Source organism: Paracidovorax citrulli, from assembly GCF_900100305.1.
GTDB classification, from domain to species: Bacteria; Pseudomonadota; Gammaproteobacteria; order Burkholderiales; family Burkholderiaceae_C; genus Paracidovorax; species Paracidovorax citrulli.
On sequence record NZ_FNEY01000011.1, the window covers coordinates 28,041 to 51,632 of the forward strand.

At 68.5% G+C, this 23,592-nt stretch carries 22 protein-coding genes, 1 pseudogene and 1 riboswitch; of the genes and pseudogenes, 12 read left to right on the forward strand and 11 right to left on the reverse strand.

What is annotated here, in order from left to right:
* Positions 1–107: 107 nt before the first annotated feature.
* The 5 genes from cas2 to BLR99_RS09475 all read right to left on the reverse strand — a co-directional run bounded on the left by cas2 (position 108) and on the right by BLR99_RS09475 (position 8,383).
* Positions 108–434 (reverse strand): CRISPR-associated endonuclease Cas2, encoded by a 327-nt coding sequence (gene cas2, locus BLR99_RS09455; RefSeq protein ID WP_170838039.1) that lies wholly within the window; start codon positions 432–434, stop codon positions 108–110.
* Between the two features lie 24 nt (positions 435–458).
* Positions 459–1,388: a type II CRISPR-associated endonuclease Cas1 gene (gene cas1 / locus BLR99_RS09460; RefSeq protein ID WP_074687094.1), complete on the reverse strand. Its 930-nt coding sequence runs from the start codon at positions 1,386–1,388 to the stop codon at positions 459–461.
* Between the two features lie 6 nt (positions 1,389–1,394).
* Entirely contained in the window at positions 1,395–4,529 is a 3,135-nt protein-coding gene (gene cas9, locus BLR99_RS09465) for a type II CRISPR RNA-guided endonuclease Cas9 (protein WP_074687096.1), read from the reverse strand.
* A 165-nt stretch (positions 4,530–4,694) separates the two neighbouring features.
* Positions 4,695–7,418 carry a methionine synthase gene (gene metH, locus BLR99_RS09470; RefSeq protein WP_074687098.1) on the reverse strand — a complete coding sequence of 908 codons (2,724 nt, stop codon included), beginning with the start codon at positions 7,416–7,418 and terminating at the stop codon, positions 4,695–4,697.
* Positions 7,419–7,447: 29 nt separating this feature from the next.
* Positions 7,448–7,562, reverse strand: a riboswitch (S-adenosyl-L-homocysteine riboswitch).
* Between the two features lie 53 nt (positions 7,563–7,615).
* Complete coding sequence (locus BLR99_RS09475) at positions 7,616–8,383, reverse strand: hypothetical protein (RefSeq protein ID WP_074687100.1); 768 nt, start codon at positions 8,381–8,383, stop codon at positions 7,616–7,618.
* Positions 8,384–8,634: 251 nt separating this feature from the next.
* On the opposite strand from BLR99_RS09475, the gene BLR99_RS09480 reads away from it, so the two are divergent.
* From BLR99_RS09480 to BLR99_RS09505, 6 genes are read left to right on the forward strand one after another with little or no spacing between them, the layout of a single operon-like run.
* Entirely contained in the window at positions 8,635–9,402 is a 768-nt protein-coding gene (locus BLR99_RS09480; RefSeq protein ID WP_046059885.1) for a FadR/GntR family transcriptional regulator, read from the forward strand.
* Positions 9,399–10,223, forward strand: coding sequence for a transporter substrate-binding domain-containing protein (locus tag BLR99_RS09485; protein ID WP_074687102.1), 825 nt, complete (start codon positions 9,399–9,401; stop codon positions 10,221–10,223). Before BLR99_RS09480 ends, BLR99_RS09485 begins: the two co-directional genes overlap by 4 nt.
* Positions 10,224–10,279: 56 nt before the next feature.
* Positions 10,280–10,966, forward strand: coding sequence for an amino acid ABC transporter permease (locus tag BLR99_RS09490; protein ID WP_074687104.1), 687 nt, complete (start codon positions 10,280–10,282; stop codon positions 10,964–10,966).
* Positions 10,963–11,616, forward strand: coding sequence for an amino acid ABC transporter permease (locus BLR99_RS09495; RefSeq protein ID WP_011793398.1), 654 nt, complete (start codon positions 10,963–10,965; stop codon positions 11,614–11,616). The genes BLR99_RS09490 and BLR99_RS09495 overlap by 4 nt, the downstream gene beginning before the upstream one ends.
* Complete coding sequence (locus tag BLR99_RS09500) at positions 11,603–12,340, forward strand: amino acid ABC transporter ATP-binding protein (RefSeq protein ID WP_011793397.1); 738 nt, start codon at positions 11,603–11,605, stop codon at positions 12,338–12,340. The genes BLR99_RS09495 and BLR99_RS09500 overlap by 14 nt, the downstream gene beginning before the upstream one ends.
* Positions 12,337–12,852 (forward strand): ureidoglycolate lyase, encoded by a 516-nt coding sequence (locus BLR99_RS09505; RefSeq protein WP_074687106.1) that lies wholly within the window; start codon positions 12,337–12,339, stop codon positions 12,850–12,852. Before BLR99_RS09500 ends, BLR99_RS09505 begins: the two co-directional genes overlap by 4 nt.
* A gap of 9 nt (positions 12,853–12,861) precedes the next feature.
* Here BLR99_RS09505 and BLR99_RS09510 read toward each other — a convergent pair whose 3' ends face one another.
* Positions 12,862–14,247: an aminotransferase class V-fold PLP-dependent enzyme gene (locus tag BLR99_RS09510; protein WP_074687108.1), complete on the reverse strand. Its 1,386-nt coding sequence runs from the start codon at positions 14,245–14,247 to the stop codon at positions 12,862–12,864.
* Positions 14,247–15,164 carry an amino acid ABC transporter substrate-binding protein gene (locus BLR99_RS09515; protein ID WP_011793394.1) on the reverse strand — a complete coding sequence of 306 codons (918 nt, stop codon included), beginning with the start codon at positions 15,162–15,164 and terminating at the stop codon, positions 14,247–14,249. Before BLR99_RS09515 ends, BLR99_RS09510 begins: the two co-directional genes overlap by 1 nt.
* A gap of 164 nt (positions 15,165–15,328) precedes the next feature.
* Here BLR99_RS09515 and BLR99_RS09520 point away from each other — a divergent pair, with 164 nt between their 5' ends.
* From BLR99_RS09520 to BLR99_RS09530, 3 genes and pseudogenes are all read left to right on the forward strand, one after another.
* Positions 15,329–16,315 carry a LysR family transcriptional regulator gene (locus tag BLR99_RS09520; RefSeq protein WP_233427224.1) on the forward strand — a complete coding sequence of 329 codons (987 nt, stop codon included), beginning with the start codon at positions 15,329–15,331 and terminating at the stop codon, positions 16,313–16,315.
* 25 nt (positions 16,316–16,340) lie between these two features.
* Positions 16,341–16,538 (forward strand): annotated as a pseudogene (locus tag BLR99_RS09525) (hypothetical protein); the annotation flags it as partial.
* Between the two features lie 169 nt (positions 16,539–16,707).
* Entirely contained in the window at positions 16,708–16,941 is a 234-nt protein-coding gene (locus BLR99_RS09530) for a hypothetical protein (protein ID WP_017439256.1), read from the forward strand.
* Positions 16,942–17,008: 67 nt separating this feature from the next.
* Here the strand turns inward: BLR99_RS09530 and BLR99_RS09535 are convergent, their stop codons facing one another.
* The 3 genes from BLR99_RS09535 to BLR99_RS09545 all read right to left on the reverse strand — a co-directional run bounded on the left by BLR99_RS09535 (position 17,009) and on the right by BLR99_RS09545 (position 20,215).
* Entirely contained in the window at positions 17,009–17,743 is a 735-nt protein-coding gene (locus BLR99_RS09535) for a papain-like cysteine protease family protein (RefSeq protein WP_048857487.1), read from the reverse strand.
* A 129-nt stretch (positions 17,744–17,872) separates the two neighbouring features.
* Positions 17,873–18,922 carry a tripartite tricarboxylate transporter substrate binding protein gene (locus BLR99_RS09540; protein WP_233427222.1) on the reverse strand — a complete coding sequence of 350 codons (1,050 nt, stop codon included), beginning with the start codon at positions 18,920–18,922 and terminating at the stop codon, positions 17,873–17,875.
* Between the two features lie 63 nt (positions 18,923–18,985).
* Complete coding sequence (locus BLR99_RS09545) at positions 18,986–20,215, reverse strand: muconate/chloromuconate family cycloisomerase (RefSeq protein WP_046059881.1); 1,230 nt, start codon at positions 20,213–20,215, stop codon at positions 18,986–18,988.
* 124 nt (positions 20,216–20,339) lie between these two features.
* Here BLR99_RS09545 and cynR point away from each other — a divergent pair, with 124 nt between their 5' ends.
* Together cynR and BLR99_RS09555 are read left to right on the forward strand one after the other, a co-directional pair.
* The gene (cynR, locus tag BLR99_RS09550) at positions 20,340–21,266 is read left to right on the forward strand and encodes a transcriptional regulator CynR (protein WP_074687110.1); all 927 of its coding nucleotides are present in this window, start codon (positions 20,340–20,342) and stop codon (positions 21,264–21,266) included.
* The gene (locus BLR99_RS09555; protein WP_011793387.1) at positions 21,266–21,781 is read left to right on the forward strand and encodes a hypothetical protein; all 516 of its coding nucleotides are present in this window, start codon (positions 21,266–21,268) and stop codon (positions 21,779–21,781) included. Before cynR ends, BLR99_RS09555 begins: the two co-directional genes overlap by 1 nt.
* Before the next feature lie 273 nt (positions 21,782–22,054).
* Here BLR99_RS09555 and BLR99_RS09560 read toward each other — a convergent pair whose 3' ends face one another.
* Positions 22,055–22,519 (reverse strand): PACE efflux transporter, encoded by a 465-nt coding sequence (locus BLR99_RS09560; protein WP_011793386.1) that lies wholly within the window; start codon positions 22,517–22,519, stop codon positions 22,055–22,057.
* A 72-nt stretch (positions 22,520–22,591) separates the two neighbouring features.
* Here BLR99_RS09560 and BLR99_RS09565 point away from each other — a divergent pair, with 72 nt between their 5' ends.
* Complete coding sequence (locus BLR99_RS09565) at positions 22,592–23,569, forward strand: LysR family transcriptional regulator (RefSeq protein WP_046059879.1); 978 nt, start codon at positions 22,592–22,594, stop codon at positions 23,567–23,569.
* Positions 23,570–23,592 lie beyond the last annotated feature (23 nt).

A 23,592-nucleotide genomic window follows, 5' to 3' on the forward strand; every position in this document is an offset into this window, starting at 1 on the left:
GTTCCGGCCAGTGCGCATATCCCAGTGATCTAGACTCTGATCGCGATAACCCCTTGATTCGTCAAGGGGTTTTTCGCTTTTGCGGTCCAGGAAAACATGGCGTCTGGCTAGAAAAGATCGAACTGGTCGGGTGCTTTTTGCGCTGGTTGCCGGCTGCGGCCATGGAAGGAAATGGCGCGTTCGTACTGCTTGTCGGTGAACTGGAAGATATGCACTTTGCCGCCGGGCGGCAAGGCCTGTTCCACCTGCCTGCAGAGCGTGTCCACCTGGGCCTGGCTGGTGCAAAAGCGCAGGTAAACGCTGAACTGGCTCATCTGGAAGCCCGCGTCCAGCAAGGCATTGCGAAACCCCGTGGCCGCCTTGCGTTCGGCCTTGGTGATCACGGGCAGATCGAACATCACCACCATCCACATCAGTCGGTACCCCGTCAGCATGGTTTGCAATCCTGTCGGTCGGCATCAATCGGGATCGAAGTTCCCTGCCAGCGACAGCGGCAGCCCGGGCAGAGGCAGGTCCAGCCGGAGCCTTTCCCCCAGATACACCTGGGCCAACGAAGTCGCCATGCGCTGCATGCACACCATGACGGGCGTCACGCCCTGCAGGGTCTGCATGTCGTCGTACAGCACACGCACCAGGGCGCGCTTGGTCTCGGGCGTGACGTGGGCTTCGCCCACCCGATGCAGTTGCCAGACCTTGAGGTCCACCACCGGCCGGAAGGGCTCCATCAGATCGTCCACCAGCCGCATGGGATTGGCATCGTTGCTGTGGTGCAGGCCCAGGCTGGGGTGTAGGCCGGCCGCCACCACGGCGCGGGCGGTGGCGGAGCGCAGCACGGTGTAGCCGTAGTTGAGCAGCGCATTCAGGCCGTCGCCATCCTGGTCGCGCCGGAAATCCGCACCGAACAGCAGGTTCCAGTAGCGCTTGGCCCCCTGCCCTTCGATGTTCTCGGGGTCACCGCTGCGCACCTTGCCCACCAGGGCCAGCAGCGGGGCCGTGGCGGCGCCTGCGGCTTCCAGCGCAGCGGCCTGCTGTTCCAGCTTGGCCTTGACTACGGTGGCCCAGAGGCGCTTGAGCAGCGGCAGTCCGGCGGCCAGTTGCGCTTCGATGCGCTTGGCCTGCACATGGTGGCCGTCGACGGGCAGCAGCATGCCGACCGCGTTGTGGTTGGCTCCGCAGAGCACGAAGGGCGCCCCGCGTTCGGCCAGTGCCACCAACAGGTTGTTGGTGTAGCTCAGGCCGTGGGCATTGGCGATGACGGCGGCGATGTCGTCCAGGGGGATCTGGCCGAGTTCCTTGCGCTCTCCCTCGGTGTCGCGCACGACGAGAAAGCCGCGATGCACAAAAAGGTGCCGCCTGTCGTCCGCGATTTCGACGATGCGGCCGACCATGGTGCGTCAGCCCTTGAAACCCGGATCGCGGAGTTCGCCGATGGGAGAGATGGTGACTTGGCGGGCCCTGGCTTTTTGGAAAGAACCAGCCATCTTGGAGACATAGGGCAAATCGCCGCTTCTGTTGCGGGCATCCACGTTAGCTTGATTTACCTCTGACATGAAGACCTGTCCCGCCGCAGACATCTTCGCGATGCGCAAAGTTTGCAGGTTCCCATCACCTGTCTCCAGCCGCACGCTATCGCCAATCACCAGCCGCATGGCCAATGCCCGCCCATTCTGGCCTTGGGTTGGATGCCGCAACTGCTGTAGGCCGCCTTCCCGCACGATGCGATACGCATCGAAGGTGGAGATCACCCGCCCTTCCCACTTGCCCTCGTCGTTGACGGTGATCTCGATACAGTAGTTGCTGCCGCCCACATAGCCCTTGTAGGGCAGCGGCCGGCCTTCGGCATCGACGCCATGACGCATGGGTTGGCGGGGCTCGGCAATGCGGATCAGGTTGCTGATCTCGCGCCCCGCACTGCCGTCGACCTTGCGGCGCTGCTTGATGCTGCCGTCGCGCAGGATGCCGTAGCTGGTCTCCTCCATCATGGCGCCTTCGAAGCCGTGGTCGGGCTTGTGGCTGACCCAGATGTGGCGCACGGCGCGCTCCACGTGGGCGCGGTAGGTGGGCCAGGGCAGCGGCATGTCTTCGACGAGGCGTGTCAAACCATCTTCACGCGCCTGCGCGTTGGCCTGGGCGAAGCGCTGCATCATGCGCTGGTCGGTCACGCCGATCACGCAGGCATCCACCGCATGGTGGCGGTGGTCGTTGCGGTTCTTCTCGCCGTCCAGGCCCAGCACGTCGTTCAGGCCGAACTTGCCGCGCAGTAGCGCCGTCATCTGGCCTGGGATCACCCGCGTGGCGCTGCCGGGGCACACCAGCCGCAGGTATTCCGCCGCCACGCGCGACAGATAGCGCGTGTCGTTGAGCGCACGGGCCAGGAAGTCCTTGTCCTCGCCCAGCCAGCGTTCATAGCCGTCGGGCGCGAAGCGGTAGCGCTTGCGCAGCGGCATCCGCTCGGCACGCTGCAGGATGCCGTCATAGATCCATCCGTGCGCCTCGAAGTCTGCGCGGGCATCCCACGGCGTGCGGTTGCGTTTGATGCGATTGGCTTCGCGCAGGGCCACCGTGCGGTTGTTCAGACTGTCGTCCAGGGTCACCGAGAACGGCAGGATGTGCTCTATCTCGACGCGATCGCCCAGCAGCATGTTCGCGCTGATCTGCACGCCGCTGTAGGGACAGCGGCGGTCGGCCGCGTCGCGGCTCAGCTCTTCCCACAGGATCCATTTCTGGATGTCCAGAGCGCGCACCCGTTCCTCGCTGATGCCCAGCACCTCGGCGATGGAGCGGCGGATGCGCGCGTTGCGGCGCTGGTTGTCCGCCTGCCGCTGCTGCGCTTCCAGCTTCTGCTCGCGGCTCTGCTTGAGATCGCGCGCCAGCTCGATCACCACTTCGGCCGGCCGGCCATAGCGACGGATCAGTGCGTTGACCACCGTGCGCATCTGGTTCAGGCCGATGTGAACGGTGGGGTTGGCGATCTTGCCGTAGCGCTTTTCTTCTGCGTCCTCGGGTTTGCCGCTGCCGAAGGCCACATGGCGCTGCAGCGCCCGCCCGTAGTACGGCAATTGCCTGAAGATGGGGACCGGCTTGATCTCTCCGGTAGAGGCAATGGTGCGTTCGCCGATGCATTCCACCTCGTCATCACCGTGGCCGAAGCTGAAACCCAAGTCGCTATGGTGCGCGAAGCCGGCCGCCTGCACGGCCTTGTCGTAGGTGATGACGTCGCGCCGCAGCTCCGGCACGATGCGGGCCAGTGCCGTGCGTCCCAGACTGCCGTAGCCTTCCGGCAGGCCGGCATTGGCGATGGCCTGCGCCCGCGCCTCGTCCACGCCCGTGTGTTCCTGCAGCCAGGCGATCAGGCGCGGCTCGCTTTCCTCGGTCATCAGCTGCGTGACGATCTCGTCCTGCAGGGCCGCATCGAAGTCCGTCCAACGCGGGCCGAACAAGTGCTTCTTGCCCAGCGCTGCCGCCGTGGCATTGCCTTTGAGGCCATCGCGCTTGGCGTCTTCCAGGTTGAAGAGAGCCGAAAAGCCCAGCGCCTTGCGCATCGCGGTGAAGGTCACTTTCGCCTGCTTCTCCAGCAGCGCCACGATCTGGTCGCGCTGCGTCAGGGTTAGCGGCTCTTCGCGCAGTTCACCCTCCAGCAGGCGCAGATTGTTGACCTCCTGGTAGATGCGGAAGCGCTGCGTGCTGGGTAGCGCCAGCAGGGCGCGGGGCTCGTCGGGTACCAGCGTGCAGCGGCCGGGCTGGACGGGACGCAGCTTGCGCTGGTGCAGCAGGGTGTCGCGCAGTTCGAAGCGGGCGGTCTCGTTGAACAGCACGGGGTTGAAGGCCGCCTGCGCGGCCCACAGCGCATCGAACTCCTGCGCCACCATGGCACGATCCACGTACAGGTCGTAGCGCTTGTCGATGCGCGGCTTGCCTTCATCGTTGGTGTAGCGGTTTTCGCGATAGCGGGCACGTACGCCCTGGCCTTTCACGCCTTCGGGCTTTTGCTCCATGCGCGCTTTCCAGAACCACTCACCCACCGTGCGGCAGCCGGATTCCTGCATCTGTGCCCGCAACGTGCCGATGGCCTGCTTGAGCGCACCGCTGTCGTTGTCCTTGCGGTCGGTCTTGCGGTTGCTCTGGAAACCCCGTCTCTGGTTCAGGTGGAACAGCGCGCGGCCGAATTCTTCCGGCTTGAGAGTGGACTCCAGCCCTCGGGCGCGCAACTCGTAGGGATTGAGCTTTTCCAGCGCCTTGCGGGCTGCCTCGTCCTGCGGAAAGAAACCATGCCGCTCCAGCGCGGCCAGCATGCGGGCCTTGCGCTTGAGGAGCCGGTCGCGCCGCCTTCGCATCGCACGTGCCGCGCGGCGGGTGACTGCCAGGGACGAACCGTCCTTTGGGTTACGGCCATCGCTGAAGATGCGTACGCCGGCCTTGATGATGGCCGAAGGCTCACCCGGCGCGCTCAGACGAAGCACGGCCCAGCCCAGCGACGTGGAGCCCAGGTCCAATGCCAGCCGATAGGCCAGCGGTTTTTCTTTCTGCATGCGTTCCCCCTCTGCTCTGCTATTTGCCGTTTGTAGCGGATTCGGGTAGATTCGCAAACACTCAGATCACTGGGATATGCGCTCTGGACGCTAACAAGCTGAAAGATGCACCAAATGGAAGGCCCCGCATGCGGGGCCTTCGTCTTTTCCGGGGCAGGACGCAAATCAGAGATTCGGCGCCAGCAGCCGCTCCAGCACCTTCTCGTCCATCCCGCGCCGCTCGGCCATGTCGTGCAGCTGGTCCTCCCCGATCTTGCCGACGTTGAAGTACGTGCTCTCGGGGTGGCCGATGTAGAAGCCGCTCACGCTGGCGGCGGGGGTCATGGCCAGGCTTTCCGTCAGGCCCATGCCGATCTCCTCGCACTGCAGCACGCGGAAGAGGTCGGTCTTGGCGCTGTGGTCCGGGCAGGCGGGGTAGCCGGGCGCTGGGCGGATGCCCTGGTACTTCTCGGCGATCATCTCTTCGTTGGTCAGCTGCTCGCCGGCCGCATAGCCCCAGAGGTCGGTGCGCACGCGCTGGTGCAGGCATTCGGCGAAGGCTTCGGCGAGGCGGTCGGCCAGGCCCTTGAGCATGATGGCGGAGTAGTCGTCCAGCGCGTCGATGAAGGCCTGTTCCTTCTTCTCCACGCCCAGGCCGGCCGTCACGGCGAAAAGGCCGGCGTAGTCGGCGATGCCGCTCTCCTTGGGCGCGACGAAGTCGGCCAGGCACCGGCTGGGGCGCATCACGCCGTCGATCACCTGCTTTTCGGTCTGCTGGCGCAGGCCGTACCAGGTCATGGCGACTTCGGTGCGCGATGCGTCGGTGTAGAACTCGATGTCGTCGCCCACGCTGTTGGCGGGGTAGAGCGCCAGCACGCCGCTCGCGCTGAGCCAGCGGCCTTCGATGATCTTCCTGAGCATGGCCTGGCCGTCGGCGAAGACGCGGCGGGCCTGCTCGCCCACCACCTCGTCGTCGAGGATGGCGGGGTACGGGCCGGCCAGGTCCCAGGTCTGGAAGAAGGGGCCCCAGTCGATGTATCTGGCCAGCTCGCCCAGGTCGAAGTTCTTGAACACGCGGCGGCCCAGCAGGCGGGGCGGCTGCGGCTGGTAGGTGCTGAAGTTGACGGGCGTGCGGTTGGCGCGTGCCTTGGCCAGCGGCCACATCGGCGTCTGCTTCCTGTTGGCGTGCTGCTGGCGCACCTTGTCGTAGTCGGCGTTCAGCTCATCGACGTAGCTCTGCGCGCCGTCGCCCAGCAGGCTCTGCGCCACGCTCACGCTGCGCGAGGCGTCGGGCACATACACCACGGGGCCTTCGTAGTGCGGCGCGATCTTGACGGCGGTGTGCACGCGCGAGCAGGTGGCGCCGCCGATCAGGAGCGGGATCTTCCGGACGCGGAAGTGGTCGTCCTTCTGCATCTCGCCGGCCACGTACTGCATCTCTTCGAGGCTGGGCGTGATGAGGCCCGACAGGCCCACGATGTCCGCGCCCTCGACCTTGGCCCTGGCGAGGATCTCGTGGCACGGGACCATCACGCCCATGTTCACCACCTCGAAGTTGTTGCACTGCAGGACCACGGTGACGATGTTCTTGCCGATGTCGTGCACGTCGCCCTTCACGGTGGCGATGACGATCTTTCCCTTGCTGCGCACGTCGCGGCCGGCGAGTTCGTCCTGGCGCTTTTCTTCCTCGATGTAGGGGATCAGGTGGGCCACGGCGGACTTCATCACGCGCGCGCTTTTCACCACCTGGGGCAGGAACATCTTGCCGGCGCCGAACAGGTCGCCCACGATGTTCATGCCGTCCATGAGCGGGCCTTCGATCACGTGCAGCGGGCGGCCGCCCCCGGCCAGGATCTCCCGGTAGGCCTCTTCCGTGTCCTCCACGATGAAGTCGGTGATGCCGTGCACCAGCGCATGGGCGAGCCGCTCGCGCACCGGGGCGTTGCGCCATTCGAGCTTCCTGCTCTCGTCCTTGGCGCCGCTCTTGGCGGTCTCGGCGATCTCGACCAGGCGCTCGCCCGCGTCGGGGCGGCGGTTGAGCACCACGTCTTCCACGCGCTCGCGCAAGGTGGGCTCCAGGTCGTCATAGACGCCCACCATGCCGGCGTTGACGATGCCCATGTCCATGCCGGCCTTGATGGCGTGGTAGAGGAACACGGTGTGGATGGCCTCGCGCACCGGGTCGTTGCCGCGGAAGCTGAAGGACACGTTGGAGACGCCGCCCGACACCTTGGCGCCCGGCAGGTTCTGCTTGATCCAGCGCGTGGCCTCGATGAAATCCACCGCGTAGTTGTTGTGCTCCTCGATGCCCGTGGCCACCGCGAAGATGTTGGGGTCGAAGATGATGTCCTCGGGCGGGAAGCCGACTTCATCGACCAGCACGCGGTAGGCGCGCTCGCAGATCTCGATCTTGCGCGCGTAGGTGTCGGCCTGCCCCACCTCGTCGAAGGCCATGACCACGGCGGCGGCGCCGTAGCGCTTGACGAGGCGCGCCTCGTGCTTGAACTTCTCCACGCCCTCTTTCATGCTGATGGAGTTGACGATGCCCTTGCCCTGGATGCAGCGCAGGCCGGCCTCGATCACCTCCCACTTGGAGGAGTCCACCATGATGGGCACGCGGGCGATGTCGGGCTCGGAGGCGATGAGCTGCAGGAAGCGCACCATGGCGGCCTTGCTGTCGAGCATGGCCTCGTCCATGTTGATGTCGATGACCTGGGCGCCGTTCTCCACCTGCTGGCGCGCCACGGCCAGGGCCTCTTCGTACTGGCCGTTGAGGATCATGCGCGCGAAGGCCTTGGAGCCCGTCACGTTGGTGCGCTCGCCGATGTTGACGAACAGCGTGCCCTCGCCGATGGAAACCGGCTCCAGGCCGGACAGCTTCATGGGAGGAAGGGAATGGGGGGCGGACATGGGGCTCACCTGCGCGGACGGTGGGAAAGGACAGGTGAGCGTCGTTGGCATCGATTCTTCGGCACGGGCTCCGAGCCTGACGGCGCACCCGCGGCGGTCGTGACCGACGCCGGCGGACGGGCCGCTGCAACGCTCCTCGGAGGGCGGGCGGATTTTAAACGGGGACGGCGGTGCGCCGCCGGGGGAGGCCTCTTCGCCTAGCGCACGGGCAGGAACTGCAGGAAGGTGCCGCCCACCAGGTTCTGCACGTAGCTGATGGCGGCGCGGCGGTACTTCTCGGCCACCACGCCGGCCAGCAGGTCGAGCCGCGCGATGATCTTGCCGAACTCGCGCTCGAAGCTCACGTTGCGCACGTCCGGGCCGATCTCGTCGGCCAGCAGCAGCGGCCGGCCGTCGGGGCCCTGCCGCTGGGCGATGAGCCAGACGGCGATTTCCACGTTGCGCGCGGCGTTGTAGAGGTGCTGCGCATCCAGCCCGTCGATCAGGAAGAAGCGGGTCTTGCCGCCGTGGGCGGTGACGATCATGTCGGCCGTGGCGTGGATGACCGCGGCCACCCGGTCGCCCGTGAACCCGGGGCTGAGCGAGTAGGCCAGCGCGGCGATGTCGCGGCGCCCCTGCAGCGGCGCCCAGGGCTGGCGCTGCTCGATGGCGTCGCGCACGCGCTGGGCGGCCAGGATGCGGCCCGGCAGCTGGTCCGGTGCCTGGCCCTTGCGCCACTCGGCCGGGTTGCGGCGGTAGAGCTTGTCCATCAGCCGGTAGAGGCTGTCCAGGTTGGCGCGCATGCCCAGCGTGGCCATGCGGTTCACGTCGGACTGCGCCAGTTCGGTGGGCTCGATGTCGGCGGCCTGCACCTCGCCGCGCTCGGTATGGGCGGGCGTTCCGCAACCGGCCAGCAGGGCGCCGGCCAGCGCGCAGCCCTGCCCCAGCAGGCAGCGGCGGGAAAGGAGGGAATCGGCCTTCGTCATCACACGCGGATTATGGGCAGGCGCCGGGTGCGCTCCATCCCGGGCGCGGTGCTGCAGCGCACCAAATGCAGGCAGCGCGGCAGGCCGGAGCAGAGATGCACCATGCCCGCGCGTTCCGGCAAGTTTCTTCCACGATCCGGCCAGCGAACTTATCCACCCTCGGTGGGTTGCTCCTCTTTTTGATACTGGCACGCAAATCGCTTTTGGCTGGGCACTGGTCCGACCTGTCAGGCCACCGATCCACCGAGCCCATGCACCGCATTCCCTCCTCCGTCGCGCAGACGCTGCAGCAGCAGATCCTGAGCGGCCACTACGCCAGCGGCAGCCCGCTGCCCGCGCAGCGCGAACTGGCGCAGCGCCTGGGCATCAGCCGGGCCTCGCTGCGCGAGGCGCTGTCGGTGCTGGAGACGCTGGGCCTGGTGGACATCCTGCCCGGCCGGGGCGTGATGGTGCGGGGCCCGCATGCCAGCGGCGAGCGCACGCACCGCGCCTTCGCCACGCCCGAGATGGGCACCCTCTCGCCGCGCCAGCTGATCGAGCTGCGGCTGGTGCTGGAGCCCGGATGGACAGCCCTGGCCGCCGGCCGCGCCGACGCGGGCGCGCACCACCAGTTGCAGTGGCTGCAACAGCAGCAATCCGAAGCGCTGCGGCGCAACGACCTGCTGAGCGCCGCCGAGGCGGACCTGCATTTCCACCTGCTGCTGGCGCAATGGTCGGGCAACCCCGGCCTGATCGCCATGGCGCGGCAGCTGGAGCCGGCCATCGCCCACAGCCTGCGCCTGCCTTTCGCCCGCACGGGTGCCGACGACGAGCCCGCGCGCGAGCACGGCGCGATCGTGCAGGCGCTGCGCGCGGGCGATGCCGCGGCCAGCGCCCAGGCCATGCACGCCCACCTGCTGTCGGCGGCGCGCCGCGGCGGCATCGACATGGATGCGCCGGAGGCCCCCGCGGCCGGCGCGCCGGCTTCCTTTCGCCTCGTTCCCCCCTCTCCCCCTTTCCCTGAAGGAGTTTTCCAATGACCCGCACCGCCACTTTCCCCTCGACCGCCCGCCGCGGCGCCCTCCACGCCCTGCTGGCCGCCACGGCCTTCGCGGCCGCAGCCCTGGGCGGCGCGGCGTCCGCCCGTGCCGACGTGCTGGCCAACATCCAGAAGGCCGGCGTGGTCCGCGTGGCCATTCCGCAGGACTTCCCGCCCTTCGGCTCGCTGGGCACCGACCTGAAGCTGCAGGGCTACGACATCGACATGGCCAACCTGGTGGCCAAGGAGCTGGGCGTGAAGGTCGAACTGGTGCCCGTCACCAGCACCAACCGCATCCCCTACCTGACCACCGGCAAGGCCGACCTGGTGATCTCCAGCCTGGGCAAGAACGCCGAGCGCGCCAAGGTGATCGATTTCACCCAGGCCTACGCGCCCTTCCCCAAGAGCGTCTATGGCCCCAAGGAGGCCGCCATCAAGGGCCCTGCCGACCTGGCAGGCAAGACCATCGGCGTGACGCGCGGCTCCACCGAAGACCTGTCGCTCACCAAGCTGGCCCCGGCCTCTGCCACCATCAAGCGCTATGAAGACAACAACGCCACGGCGCAGAGCTACCTCACCGGCCAGGTGCAGCTGGTGACGCTGGGCAACATCGTCGCCAACGCCGTGAACGAGCGCACCAGGCTGCGCCAGCTGGATGCCAAGTTCGCCGTGGAAGACACGCCCTGCTACGTGGGTGTCGCCAAGGGCGAGGACGCGCTGCTGCGGAAGGTGGACGCGATCATCACCAAGGCCAGGTCCGACGGCCGCCTGAACGACATGTCGCAGCGCTGGATGAAGATGCCGCTGCCCGCCACGCTGTAAGCGGCCGGGACCGCACCGTCCGCACAGGGCCACGTTGACCGGAAGAGACCTCCTCCATGGCATATGCATTCGACTTCGGCGCCGTCTTCGACTACAGCGGCCAGCTGGCGCAGGGCGCCGCCTTCACGCTGGGGCTGACGGCGGCCGGTGCCGTGCTGGGCGGCGTGATCGGCGTGGCCGGCGGCGTCTGCCGCGCCTGGCGCATCGCGCCGCTGAACTGGCTGTTCAAGCTGTATGTGGAGGCCATCCGCAACACGCCCTTCCTGGTGCAGCTGATGTTCGTGTTCTTCGGCCTGCCGTCGCTGGGCCTGCAGCTCAATGAATGGCAGGCCTGCCTGCTGACCACCGTGGTCAACCTGGGCGCCTACCTCACGGAGATCGTGCGGGCCGGCATCCAGGAAACGCCGCGCGGCCAGCTGGAGGCCGCGAGCGCGCTGGGCATGGGCCGCTGGGCCTGCTTCCGGCACGTGGTGCTGCGGCCCGCGCTGCAGAAGGTGTGGCCCGCGCTCAGCAGCCAGATCGTCATCGTGATGCTGGGCACCTCGGTGGTGTCGCAGATCGCGGCGCAGGACCTGACCTTCGCCGCCAATTTCATCCAGTCGCGCAATTTCCGCGCGTTCGAGACCTACATCGTGGTGACGGCGCTCTACTTCGCGCTGGCCCTGCTGCTGCGCCAGGCGCTGGCCTGGATCGGGCAGCACGTCATCGTGGCGCGCCGCGCGCCGGCCGGAGACGCCGCATGATCGCCGACATTCCCCTGCTGCCCATCCTGCTCAAGCTGGCCGAAGGCCTTTGGGCCACCCTGCTGCTGTCGCTCATGGCTTTCGCGCTGGGCGGCGCGGCCGGCCTGGTGGTGCTGTTCGCCCGCGTGGGCCGGCACCCCGGCCTGCAGCGCGTGAGCCGCACCTATATCCAGGTGTTCCAGAACACGCCGCTGCTCATGCAGATGTTCCTGGTGTTCTTCGGTGCGTCCATGGCGGGCTTCGACGTATCGCCCTGGGCGGCCGCCGCCATCGGCCTCACGCTCTACACCAGCGCCTACCTGGCCGAAGTCTGGCGCGGCTGCGTGCAGGCCATCCCGCGCGGGCAGTGGGAGGCGTCGTCCAGCCTCGCCATGGGCTACTTCCAGCAGATGCGCCACGTGGTGCTGCCGCAGGCCGTGCGCCTGGCCGTCGCGCCCACCGTGGGTTTCTCGGTGCAGATCGTCAAGGGCACGGCCGTGGCCTCGATCATCGGCTTCGAGGATCTCACCAAGCTCGGCTCCATGCTGGCCAACGCCACCTTCCAGCCCTTCCTCATCTACGGGCTCGTCGCCGCCGGCTACTTCCTGCTGTGCTGGCCGCTGTCCGCCTGTGCATCCCATCTGGAGAAGAAACTCTATGCCGCTCGTTGACGTCTGCGCCGTGCACAAGTACTACGGCGACAACCATGTGCTCAAGGGCGTCGATCTGCGCGTCGAAAGCGGCCAGGTCGTGGCCATCATCGGCCGCAGCGGCTCGGGCAAGAGCACGCTGCTGCGTTCCATCAACGGGCTGGAGTCGATCAACGACGGCCAGATCGTCGTCGATGACGCCGTGCTCAAGGGATCGCAGGCCACGCCCGCGCAGCTGCGCGCGCTGCGGCTGAACGTGGGCATGGTGTTCCAGCAGTTCAACCTGTTTCCGCACCTCACGGCGGGGGAAAACGTGGCGCTTTCGCCCGTGGTGGTCAAGGGCACGAAGAAAGCCGAGGCCCGGCAGCTGGCCCGCGAGATGCTCGCCAAGGTGGGCCTGGCCGAGAAGTACGACGCCTACCCCGACCAGCTCAGCGGCGGCCAGCAGCAGCGCGTGGCCATCGCCCGCGCCCTGGCCATGCAGCCCAAGGTGCTGCTGTGCGACGAGATCACCTCCGCGCTGGACCCGGAGCTGGTCAACGAGGTGCTGGCGGTGGTCAGGCAACTGGCCACCGAGGGCATGACGCTCATCATGGTCACCCACGAAATGCGCTTCGCCCGCGACGTGGGCGACCAGCTGGTGTTCATGCACCAGGGCCGCGTGCATGAATGCGGGCCCGCCAGGGAGTTGTTCGCCCAGCCGCGCACCCCGGAGCTGGCCGGCTTCATCGGCGCGGTGCAATGAGCGGGGCAGTAGTGCTGCCGGTGCGGCCCCTCACCGCCGAAGCCTTCGCGCCCTACGGCCAGGTGATCGCACCGGGCGGCAACGGCACCCGGCAGATCCCCATCAACGACGGCCGCTGCATGCGCCACCACGACCTGGCCCGGCCCTTCGCCGCCGGCCCCGGCACCGTGGCCTTCAGCCTGTTCGATGCCGCAGCCACCGCGCTGCCCGCGCGGCTCACGCTGATGGAGCGGCACCGGCTGGGCAGCCAGTCCTTCGCGCCCTTCGGCGCCGCGCTGCAGCTGTTGGCCGTGGTGGCCGATGCGGGCATCGCGCCCGAAGCGCTGGGCCCGGAACACCTGCGCGCCTTCGTCACCGACGGCCGGCAGGGGCTGCAACTGGCCCCCGGCGTGTGGCACCACCCGCTGCTGTCGCTGCAGGCCGGCCTCTGGCTGGTGGCCGACCGCATCGCGGCGGAGGTGGATTGCGACGTGGTGCGCATCCACGCCTGGGGCGTGGACTGCGGGCTGTAGGGCCGCGCGCTACAGGGCCGCGGCCTCGCGGGTGGCGAGCGCCGCATGCACCCGCACGATGTCTTCCGTCACCCGCAGGAACGCATCCACGTCCTGTGCCGTATGGCAGTGCAGCGGCGATACGCGCACCGCGCCGGCGAGGCCGAAGGATTCGAGCATGCGCCGCGAATACAGGCTCGCCACGCTGCGCTCATAGACCGTCACGCCGCGCAGGCCGTATTCGTGCACGGCCCGGGTGCAGTCCACCCCGTCGATGCCGATGGCGATGATGAGGTCGCGCAGGGTGAGGTCCGGGTGGTCCAGGAACACCTGCACGCCGGGCATGCCGCGCAGGCCGGGGCGGGCCGCGCCGTCGCCGTCCAGCAGGCGCGCCAGCAGGCCGCGCTCGTGCAGCATGATGCGTTCGATGCCGGCCGCGAACAGGGCCCGGCGCGGCGGCTCGCCGGCATCCGCGCCCGCGTCCAGCACGGCGGCCAGCTCCGGCAGTTCCTTCAGGGCCTGGCAGCCCAGCCAGCAGACGTAGTCGGCGATCTCGGTCACCACGGCGAACTGCCAGGGCGAGGAACTGCCCAGGTCCCAGAAGCCCTCCGGCTTGGCCGAGAGCTTGTGGTGCGGCAGCGCGGCCGCGCGGTCCGACAGCCAGGCCAGGCCCGATCCCCGGCAGCCGAAGAACTTGTAGGGCGCGAGATTGATGCCGTCCACCGGCGTCTTCTGCAGGTCGATCAGGCCGTGGGGGGCGTGCTGCACGGCATCCACCACGATGTAGAGGTCGGGCTTCACGGCGCGGGCCGCGGCCACGATGCGCTCCAGGTCCAGCTTGGCGCCGGAGATGTTGGAGGCGTAGATCACGTTCAGCAGCGTCGTGCCTTCGTCCACCAGCCGCACGATGGCGTCCACGTCCACCCCGCCCGTGGCCGGATTGCTGGGCGCCACGCGCAGTTCGCGGCCGGTCTCGCGCGCATAGCGCTCCATGGCGTCGTAGGACGAGGGGTGCTCCAGCACCGTGGTGACCATGTTGGTGCCCGGCACGTTCAGCGCGATGGCACGCACCATCTCGAACATGGCGCCCGATGCGGTGAGCGCGGCATGCACGCTGCCGCCCTCGGCATTGAGCATCATGCGCAGGTCGTCGGTGCCCGTGGCCTGGATGGCCTGCAGCTCGCGCGCGACGGGGTGGATGCGCTCGGTGTTGTCGGGCACGGCGTCGATCTGCGCGAAGCGCTCCACCGCCGCCTTCAGGCGGAAGGAGCCGCCCGCGTTGTCGAAATACAGCCGCGGGCGCCCCGCGTGGTCGTGGTCCACCTGCAGGAAGCGGCCGCGCACCTCGCGCATCACCGCCTCCGGGAACAGCAGGCCCTGCGGGTAGCGGGCCGAAATCGCGTCGTGGCCAGCCATCACACGCCCTTCTTGCTGGGGTTGCGGTAGGCCTCGCGCACGGCGTCCGTCATCGGGAAGTTCAGGTTCACGTTGTTGGGCGGAATCGGCTGGGTGAACCAGCGGGCGTAGAGGCGCTCCATCTCGCCGCTCTTCATGAGCTGGGTGACGGTCTCGTCCACCAGTGCCTCGAACTGCGGATCGTTCTTGCGGAACATGATGCCGTAGGGCTCCTGGCGCAGCACCACGTCGCGCAGCATGCGGTACTCGCCCGGGTTGGGCGAGGAGGCGATGAGGCCGGCCAGTTGCACGTCGTCCAGCACATAGGCGTCGGCCCGGCCGTTGGCCAGCAGCAGGAAGGCATCGGCCGTGTCCTTGCCGCTCAGTTCACGCACGTCCAGCGCTTCGGCCCGCTTGTAGGTGCGCAGCAGTTGCACCGAGGTGCTGCCGGCCACGGTGGCCACCGTCTTGCCCGCGAGATCCGACAGGGAATTGATGCCCGAATTCTTTTTCACCGCCACGGTGATGCCCGCCACGAAATGGCTGGGCGCGAACGCCACCATCTGCTGGCGCACCACGGAATTGGTGGTGGTGGCGCAATCCAGGTCCACCGTGCCGTTCTGCATCAGCGGGATGCGGTTGAGCGAATTGAGCAGCGTGTATTGCACGCGCAGCGCCGGCAGGCCCAGCTTCGCTTTCACCGCCTCGACGATCTTCAGGCAGATGTCGTTGGAAAAGCCCACCGGATCGCCGCCGCCCTTGGGGCTGTAGGAGAACGGAATCGAGCTGTCGCGGTTGCCGATGTGGATCACACCGGTCTGCTTGATGCGTGCCAGCGTGTCGATCTCCTGCGCGCTGGCGGCGGCGCCGTGGGCCAGCAGGCAGGCGCCCAGCACGGCGACCAGGGAGGAGGACGAGAAAAGGCGGCGAGAGGTCATGGCGGGCACTCCTGGATGAAGGCGGCTGCGGACGGAGGAAAAGCCGTGGGCGGTCAGCGCCACGGCCGGGATGCATCCCATTGTGAAAGCCGCGTTATTTCCCGAAAAGCGATTTTTTGTGCTCGAATCGCATGAATAAAAGCGATGAATCGACACCCGCCATGATGACCTTCAAGCAACTGGAAGCCCTGTACTGGATCGGCCAGCTCGGCGGCTTCGCGCCCGCCGCCCGCAAGCTGCACACCACGCAGTCCGCCATCTCCAAGCGGGTGCACGAGCTGGAACAGGTCTTCGACACCGCCCTGTTCGACCGGAGCCAGCGCAGCGCGCGCCTGACGGAAAAAGGCGAGGAGATGTTCATGCTGGCGCGCAAGCTGCTGCGCGAGCGCGATGCGGCGGTGGAGCAGTTCGGCAAGCCCGGGGTGATCGAACGGCGCCTGCGCATCGGCGTGACGGAGCTCACCGCCATGACCTGGCTGCCGCGCCTGGTGGGCCTGGTGCGCGCCCACTACCCCAAGGTCACGCTGGAGCCCGACGTGGACGGCAGCCTGCCCCTGCGCGACAAGCTGCTGGCCGACGCGCTGGACCTCGTCATCGTGCCCGACGCCTTCACCGACAGCCGCCTGCCCGCCAAGCCCGTGGGCCAGGTCGAGAGCGCCTGGATGTGCCGCCCCGGCCTCGTGCAGTCCCCCGCCCCCGGCCGCCCCGTGCGCCTGCACGACCTGGCCGCCCACCGCCTGCTGGTGCAGGGCAATGCCTCCGGCACCGGCCGCATCTACGACGGCTGGATGCGCGAGCGCGGCGTGGAGCCCGCGGACACCCTGGTGGTCAGCAACCTGATCGCCCTGGCCGGCCTCACCATCTCCGGCCTGGGCGTGAGCTACCTGCCCCGCCACTGCCTCGCCCCCCTGGTCGCCGCCGGCATGCTGGCCGAGATCGAGGTGCAGCCACCGCTGCCGCCCGTGCCCTATGTGGCGATGGTGCGAGGGGAGCAGCGCAGCGCCCTGGTGGCGTCGGTGATCATGCTGGCGCAGTCGTGCTGCGACTTCACGCGGGTGTTCCAGGCGGGGGTGGATGTGGCCAGTGCAGAGCCCGGTCGCATGGAATCTCGACCAGGACCATTCCGGCAGGGCCGCGGTGCGAGCGCGTGACAACCTTCTGAAAGCGCTTCCTGCCCTGCCCCATGCCAACGATGGCCACCCCATCGACATCCTCGCCCACGACCAGGCCGCCTGGGACCGCCAGGCCGCGCAGAGCTGCGAATGGTCCGCCCCGGTCGGCCCTGAAGCCATCGCCGCCGCGCGCGCCGGACGCTGGCAGGTCCACCTCACGCCGGGCCCGCTGCCCGCGGGATGGCTGGAGCAGGTTGCCGGCCCTGCGCATCTTGCATGGCTGGAATGAATGGCGGTGTCGGCCGTGGATGCATGGGATATTGCTTCTGCGTACCATCCTCCCGGAGCGGGCGGCGGCGGCATCCCCGCATTCTCGCCCTGCCGCCTCCCCCCATGCACCGTGTCAGGCCACCCGCCCGGAAGCTCCCCAGATGATCGATTGGATCCCCGTAGTCTTCATTGTGTTCAAGGTGCTCGTGTTCGGCACGTGCATGTTCTTCGCCATCAAGTGGCATTACGACCAGAGCGGGAGGAAGATGGACAGGCGCGCGCTGCTGCTGGCCACCTGCAAGCTCGGTGCCGCCTTCCTGCTGGCGCTTGCCGTGGTGCTGTGGTTGACGTTCGCGCTGGCCAGGCATCTCGGGATGGACCTGAGCCTGCCTTGAGGGCAAAGACCGGGCGTGGATAGAGGTCCGCGTCCGGTCTTGCAGTGGCCGCCAAGAAGCGCAGTGTTTACCCGCCGTACGCCGTCAACGCCATCCGGTGGCTCGACCAGTCAAAGGCCGCATTGAGCATTGCAATGGACACCTTCTGCCCCGGGCCCAGTTCCGGGTCATGGCAGATGACGTCTCCGTCTTCGTCGATGCCCGTGAGCACGATGGCATGGGCAACCAGTTCATCGTTGGGAGACTCGATGCGGGCCTCCAGCGGGCCATGCTGATCGAGCAGGGCCCTGATCTTGTCGGCATCCCAGGACTTGCCTGCAGGAACAGGGATGTTCTTGAGCTTGGCCTTGCGGTTTCTCGTCGCGTAATCCAGTGGCCCATTCAGCTCCTTGGGCACGCCTTCCGCATCGTACAGGTAGGCAAGTTGTCCCTTGTCGAGAGGCGGTTGCCCGAAGTAAGCCCGCAGCATGTTCATGGTGGCTTCCCAGCACCCTCTCGTCCCATTCTGGGGAATATAGGGAACTACAAGCTTGCAGCCTCCCGACGAGGAGCTGGACCCGGCACTTTGAAAATGCCCTCCGCCCAACGTCCTCGGCTTGCCCGCCGCGATGTCCAGGATGCCTTTCCTCGGGCGGATGCCGGGCGCCTGGGCCTCGGCCAGGTTCTTCCTGCCAGGTGTCAACGGCATGGCGTTGCCGTGGGACGCGCTCTTTGCACGGGCAGCGGGCGCCTGCACGGCAGCTCCGCCCTCGCGGGCAGCGTTCATGTTCCTGTGGTGGGCCACCGCATGGGTGATATGCATTTCATCGTCCAGATACAAAATTGCGGCGACTCTACGCAGCGCGGCACGGACTGTGAAATGCAACCATTCGGCTGACGGGCGAGTGCTTCGCCCGGGTTGGCGAGCACAACCTCCTCCAGACCTGCCGCCTCAATCCATCCGGATGTTGCGGTCCTTGATCAGCGCGCCCCACCGCGCCATTTCCTTGTCCAGGTGCGTCGCCAGCTGCGCGGGCGTGCTGCCGATGGGCTCGGCGCCGATGGCGTCGAAGCGGGCTCTGGTTTCCGGCTGCTTCATGGCGTCCAGCAGGGCGGCGTTGAGCTTCTGCACGATGGGCGCGGGCGTGCCGGCCGGGGCGAACACGGCGAACCAGGGCGAGACCTCGTAGCCGGGCACGCCGGCCTCGGCGATGGTGGGCACGCCCGGCAGCGTGGCCGAGCGCCTGGCGCTGGTGACGCCCAGGGCGCGCAGCTTGCCGGACTGGATGTGCGGGGCGGCGGAGGTGATGCTGTCGAACATCAGGTCCACCTGCCCGCCCAGCATGTCGGTCATGGCCGGGCCGCTGCCCTTGTAGGGCACGTGCAGCAGGTTGAGTTTGGCCATGGAGGCGAACACCTCGCCGGCCAGGTGGATGGAGGTGCCGTTGCCGGCCGAGGCGTAGGTGAGCTTGCCGGGCTCGCGCTTGGCGTGCGCGATCACGTCGGCCACCGTCCTGTCGGGGCTGTTGGCGTTGACGACGAGCACGTTGGGCACGATGGCCAGCAGGCTGACGGGCGCGAAGTCCTTCACCGGGTCGTAGCTCAGCCTGGCGTAGAGCGCCTTGTTGGTGGCCATGCCGATGGAGGTGATCATGATCGTGTATCCGTCGGCCGGCGACTTGGCCACGGCGTCCGCGCCGATGTTGCCGCCCGCGCCGGGGCGGTTCTCGATCACGAAGGGCTGGCCCAGGGTGCGGCCGGCGCGCTCGCCCAGGGTGCGGGCGATGACGTCCATGGCGCCGCCGGGCGGGAACGGGACGACCCAGCGGACGGGCTTGGCGGGCCAGGCGGCGGCGTCGGCCTGCTGCGCATGGGCCGGCGCGGGCAGCACGCCCGCCAGGGCGGCCGCGGCAGCGACCGCGCCACCGGCCGCAAGGGCCAGGACGCGGCGGCGCGTGGGGGCATGGGCGGACGGCAGTGCGTGGGCGCGGATGGATGGCATGGTGCTTGTCTCCGGATTCTGAGGTTCGATGAGGGTTGGATGGATGAAGGGGTGGCGCAGGCGTCAGGCAGAGGGGGCGGCAGGCGCCGGCTCCGCGGCCGGGGCGGCGGCCTGGCGGCCCATGTCCACGTGCACGGGCGCGAGGCCTTCGCGGGCGCGGTCGAAACGGCGCAGTGCTTCGGGCAGCACCTCCACGCCGAAGCCGGGGCCATCGGGCAATTGCAGCGCGAAGTCGCGCACGGTCATGGGCGTGGCGACGATGTCGTCCACCAGCAGTTGCGGGCCGAACAGCTCGCAGTTGTGGTGCGTGCCGGGCAGCGTGGCGAAAACGTGGGCCGATGCGGCACTGCCCAGCGACGTTTCCAGCATGGTGCCGCCGTACCAGCCGATGTCCGCGGCCTCGGCCACGGCGGCGACTGCGCGGGTGCGCAGCAGGCCGCCGTGCTTGGCGACTTTCAGGGAGAAGACATGGCAGGCGCCCTGCCGCGCCAGCAGCATGGCGTCCTGCGGCGTGCAGACGGTTTCGTCGGCCATCACCAGCGCGCCGGCGGGCAGGCCGGCGGTGAGCTGGCGCAGGGCCTCCACGTTCCATTGCGCGACGGGCTGCTCGATCAGGCTCACGCCCGCATCGATGAGCTGCGGCACGTAGCGGCGCGCGGTGTTGCCGTCCCAGGCCTGGTTGATGTCCACGGTCATGCCGGCGCGCCCGTCCAGGCCGCGGGCGATGCGGGTGACATGGGCCACGTCGTCCTGCGGGGCGCGCGCGCCGATCTTGAGCTTGAAGATGCGGTGGCGGCGGGCCTCCAGCATGCGCTCGGCCTCTTCCACGTCGCGGGCGGAATCGCCGCTGGCGAGCGTCCAGGCCAGGGGCAGGCTTTCGTGCTGCTTGCCGCCCAGCAGCTGCCAGGCGGGCAGGCCCAGGGAGCGGGCCACGGCGTCGATGGCGGCCATTTCCACGGCGCTCTTGGCGAAGCGATTGCCCTTGCAGACGGCGTCCATGCGCGCCAGCAGTTGCTCGAAGCGGCCCGCGTCCTGCCCGGCCACGGCGGGGCCGAGGTACTGCGTGATGGCGTGCAGGATGGTCTCGGGCGATTCCTCGTTCCACGAGGGGCCGCCGATGGTGGCGGCCTCGCCGAAGCCGCAGGCGCCGTCCGCCAGCCACAGCTGCACCACCACCGGGCTCTGGCGGTGGATCGCTCCGAACGAGAACTTGTGCGGCCGGATGGTGGGGATGTCGAGGATGCTCGCCTCGATGCGCTCGATGCGCAGGCCGGCGGAGGGGATTGCGGTCATGGCTGCACCTTATCCCGGAGAAAGCCTGCGATCCAATGGTATATATGACACGATTCATTCGATGCCATCGAACGATAATGCACACCTGCCATTCACCCGTTCCACCCATTCCCCAGGAGCCGCCATGGAATTGCGCCAGTTGCGCTACTTCCTGAGCGTGGCCGAGACCGAGCACCTCACGCAATCGGCCGACGCGCTCTTCGTCACCCAGTCCACCCTGTCGCACGGCCTGCGGCAGCTGGAGGCCGAACTGGGGCTGCCCCTGTTCGACCGGCTGGGACGGGGGCTGAAGCTCTCGCAGGCAGGCATGGCCTTCCGCAGCCACGCGGCGCGTGCGCTGCAGGAACTGGAGGCCGGCCGCATGGCGCTGGCCGACATGGCAGGGCTGCAGGCGGGCACGCTCACGGTGGGCGTGATCCCCACCTTCCTGACCCACCTGGTGCCGGACGTGGTGGCCGCCTTCAGCGCGGACTACCCCGGCGTGCAGGTGGTGGTGCGCGACCTGCGCGGCGGCCCGATCGAAGAGCAGCTCATTGCCGGCCGGCTGGACGTGGGCATCTCCTTCCACCCCGCGCACCGCGAGGAGATCGAGGCCGAGCCGCTGTTCGAGGAGCGCCTGCAACTGGTGGTGCACGCGGGCCACGCGCTGGCGCGCCGCCGCACCTTGCGCACGCGCGAGCTGGCCGGCGTGCCGCTGGCGCTGCTGCCCCGGAGCTTCGCCACGCGCCGCATGATCGACGCGGCCTTCGCCCAGGCCGGCGTGGTGCCCGTGGTGCGGGTGGAGATGGAATCGGTGGACGCGCTGCTGCACGCCTGCCGCGGCGGGCCGCTGGCCACCATCGCGGCCGAGCGCGCGGCCGGCCAGGCCGGGCCGGACATGCGCGCGATCACGCTGACCGAGCCCGCCACCGTGCGCCGCGCGGGCGTGCTGTGGCGCCGGGATGCGTCGCGCAGCGCGGCAGCGCGGGAGTTCGTGGCGCGGCTGCGGCCCATCGTGGGCGCCACGGCCACCGCTGCCCGCCGTCCGGCAGCGTGCCGGACAATGCGGTGATGAACGACTCCCCCATGCAGAAGACCGCAGAGGCATCTCCCGATACCTCCGAAGCGCCCATCCAGGAAGCGCGCCTGTGGAGCGACGGACGCTGGACGGCCGAGGTGATCAAGAACGAAGACGACGACGGCTGGGCCGTGTCCATGACGCTGCGCGGCGAATCGGAGCCGGCGCTGGTGGGCCCGTGGACGATGGGCCGCGACAAGAAGAATCCCAAGCCGCTGGACGTGACCGCCTTCCACACGCTGGTCAAGACCGCCTCCGAAGTGCTGCGCCGCCACGAGCAGCAGTTGCATGCGCAGCTGCACAAGGAGGTGACCGTGGGTTCCGGCGCGGACCTCGTCCGGGTGGCGCTGCGCATCGTGCCGGACGAGGAATATCCGTACGCGATGCTGACGGCGCATGACGCTTCCGGCCAGCTGCTGGGCGAGGCGCGCGTGGAGGCGAACTTCAAGCTCAGCCAGGGCAGCGCGCTGGCGTGGGTCGAGAGCGATTATTCGTCGAGCGGGCGCTGACGGCACCGATGCCCCAGGGTGGCAGGGCGGGCCGTAGCTGCCGGCACCGGAGTTGCGCGCGGGTCGGGAGTCCCGGGCAGCCCCTTCCGCGAATGTCCCCCGGCTTCGCCTCCTCCTTGATTTCGCTGCAGGGGCCACCCGGTGCTCCCGACCAGTTCACCGCTCTGCCGTGCCAGACTTCGCAAAGCCGCGGCGGCGCCGGCTGCCTGCGGTGGTGGCATGCCGCCGCCGCAGGCCACCCCGAACCCGAACCCGGGCGCGAGACGCAGCCGCTCAGTGGCGCGCCGAGGCCGGCAGGCCGAACACGCGGTCGAACACCCAGTTGAAGACGAAGGTGTAGCCCAGGAAGAACAGCAGCAGGCCCATGTCCATCACGAAGGCTTCCCACAGCCCGATGCCGAACCACCAGGCCAGCACGGGCACGAGGACCATCGCCAGGCCGCCCTCGAAGCCGATCGCGTGCGCCACGCGCCGCGCCATGCTGCGCCCGCGCACTGCCTGGCGAGATTCCCAGCGCTCGAACGCCCAGTTGAACGCCACGTTCCACACGATGGCGATGCCCGAGGCGATCGCGGCCACGGCGCCCGAATGGCCCGCGCCCTGGCCGGTGGCCCACATCATCCCGAACGTGGCGAACGCGATGGCGATGAGTTCGTAGAGCGTGACATAGACCACGCGGCGCAGGGGGCCCTGCAGGCCGGAGGAACGGGCAACGGAAGGGGCGGAAGTGGACAGCATGCGGGCCACTTTATGTTCCAGAGGCTGATATATAAAGTCAGCTTCTTTCAGTTTTTCTGATACATCGGAGCCATGGCGTTTTCTTCCGACAGCGTGAATGTGTTCCTCGCCGTGCTGGACCACGGCTCTTTCTCCGCCGCGGCGCGGGCACTTTCGCGCGTGCCCTCGGCCGTCAGCATGACCATCGCCCACCTGGAGGCGGAGCTGGACGTGCGGCTCTTCGATCGCGGTGGACGCGAGCCGCAGCCCACGGCCGCCGCGCGGGCCCTGGAGCCGCAGGCGCGGCTGCTGGCCGCGCAGCTGCGGCAGCTCAATGCGCAGGCCCTGGCGCTCACGCAGGGACTGGAAGAGCGCCTGACCATCGCCATCGCACCCGAGCTGCTCACCGGCCCCTGGACCGATGCGCTGGCCGCGCTGACCGCGGAATATCCCCAACTGCAGGCGGAAGTGCTGGCCGCCCCGCAGGCCGACGCCATGGCTTTGCTGCACGCCGGCCGGGCGCAGCTGGCGCTGGTGTTCGAGCGGTCCAGCCTGGACGGGCGCGAGGGCTTCCAGGAAGTGGGCAGTGAAACGCTGGTGGCGGTCATCGCGCCGCAGCACCCCGTGATGCAGGCCGCCGCGGGCGCACCGCTCAGCGAGGCCCACCTGACCACCACGCGCCAGATCGTCGTGGCCGGGCGCGACCTGGCCCAGACCGATCCGCGCTTCGTCTTCGCGCGCCACCACTGGCGCACCGACAACCACCTGGCCGCGCTCCGCCTGATCGAGGCCGGGCTGGGCTGGGGCTGGCAGCCGCGCGAACTGGTGGAGCCCGGCATCCAGGCCGGCACGCTGATGGAAATGCCGTTCGACAACCTCAGCAACGGCGTGGAGCTGTGGGTGGACGTGGTGTGGTCCAAGGAGCGGCCGCAGGGCCTGGGCGCACGGCGCTTCGTGGAGTGGTTGCGGCAGGCCGCGCAGGCCCCCGCGGGCCGCGGCGGTGGAGGTGGAGGTGGTACCGGTTTGCAGAAATTACATCCGGCAAAACAAAGGCACGGACCAGCACCCTAGACTGGGGCGTTTCCATTCCACGG

What these genes read in the sequence shown, in the direction of transcription:
- cas2 (WP_170838039.1), bottom strand. Translation starts at nt 434, where the DNA reads ATGCTGACGGGGTACCGACTGATGTGGATGGTGGTGATGTTCGATCTG.
- cas1 (WP_074687094.1), bottom strand. Translation starts at nt 1,388, where the DNA reads ATGGTCGGCCGCATCGTCGAAATCGCGGACGACAGGCGGCACCTTTTT.
- cas9 (WP_074687096.1), bottom strand. Translation starts at nt 4,529, where the DNA reads ATGCAGAAAGAAAAACCGCTGGCCTATCGGCTGGCATTGGACCTGGGC.
- metH (WP_074687098.1), bottom strand. Translation starts at nt 7,418, where the DNA reads ATGTCCGCCCCCCATTCCCTTCCTCCCATGAAGCTGTCCGGCCTGGAG.
- BLR99_RS09475 (WP_074687100.1), bottom strand. Translation starts at nt 8,383, where the DNA reads ATGACGAAGGCCGATTCCCTCCTTTCCCGCCGCTGCCTGCTGGGGCAG.
- BLR99_RS09480 (WP_046059885.1), top strand. Translation starts at nt 8,635, where the DNA reads ATGCACCGCATTCCCTCCTCCGTCGCGCAGACGCTGCAGCAGCAGATC.
- BLR99_RS09485 (WP_074687102.1), top strand. Translation starts at nt 9,399, where the DNA reads ATGACCCGCACCGCCACTTTCCCCTCGACCGCCCGCCGCGGCGCCCTC.
- BLR99_RS09490 (WP_074687104.1), top strand. Translation starts at nt 10,280, where the DNA reads ATGGCATATGCATTCGACTTCGGCGCCGTCTTCGACTACAGCGGCCAG.
- BLR99_RS09495 (WP_011793398.1), top strand. Translation starts at nt 10,963, where the DNA reads ATGATCGCCGACATTCCCCTGCTGCCCATCCTGCTCAAGCTGGCCGAA.
- BLR99_RS09500 (WP_011793397.1), top strand. Translation starts at nt 11,603, where the DNA reads ATGCCGCTCGTTGACGTCTGCGCCGTGCACAAGTACTACGGCGACAAC.
- BLR99_RS09505 (WP_074687106.1), top strand. Translation starts at nt 12,337, where the DNA reads ATGAGCGGGGCAGTAGTGCTGCCGGTGCGGCCCCTCACCGCCGAAGCC.
- BLR99_RS09510 (WP_074687108.1), bottom strand. Translation starts at nt 14,247, where the DNA reads ATGGCTGGCCACGACGCGATTTCGGCCCGCTACCCGCAGGGCCTGCTG.
- BLR99_RS09515 (WP_011793394.1), bottom strand. Translation starts at nt 15,164, where the DNA reads ATGACCTCTCGCCGCCTTTTCTCGTCCTCCTCCCTGGTCGCCGTGCTG.
- BLR99_RS09520 (WP_233427224.1), top strand. Translation starts at nt 15,329, where the DNA reads ATGACCTTCAAGCAACTGGAAGCCCTGTACTGGATCGGCCAGCTCGGC.
- BLR99_RS09530 (WP_017439256.1), top strand. Translation starts at nt 16,708, where the DNA reads ATGATCGATTGGATCCCCGTAGTCTTCATTGTGTTCAAGGTGCTCGTG.
- BLR99_RS09535 (WP_048857487.1), bottom strand. Translation starts at nt 17,743, where the DNA reads ATGCATATCACCCATGCGGTGGCCCACCACAGGAACATGAACGCTGCC.
- BLR99_RS09540 (WP_233427222.1), bottom strand. Translation starts at nt 18,922, where the DNA reads ATGCCATCCATCCGCGCCCACGCACTGCCGTCCGCCCATGCCCCCACG.
- BLR99_RS09545 (WP_046059881.1), bottom strand. Translation starts at nt 20,215, where the DNA reads ATGACCGCAATCCCCTCCGCCGGCCTGCGCATCGAGCGCATCGAGGCG.
- cynR (WP_074687110.1), top strand. Translation starts at nt 20,340, where the DNA reads ATGGAATTGCGCCAGTTGCGCTACTTCCTGAGCGTGGCCGAGACCGAG.
- BLR99_RS09555 (WP_011793387.1), top strand. Translation starts at nt 21,266, where the DNA reads ATGAACGACTCCCCCATGCAGAAGACCGCAGAGGCATCTCCCGATACC.
- BLR99_RS09560 (WP_011793386.1), bottom strand. Translation starts at nt 22,519, where the DNA reads ATGCTGTCCACTTCCGCCCCTTCCGTTGCCCGTTCCTCCGGCCTGCAG.
- BLR99_RS09565 (WP_046059879.1), top strand. Translation starts at nt 22,592, where the DNA reads ATGGCGTTTTCTTCCGACAGCGTGAATGTGTTCCTCGCCGTGCTGGAC.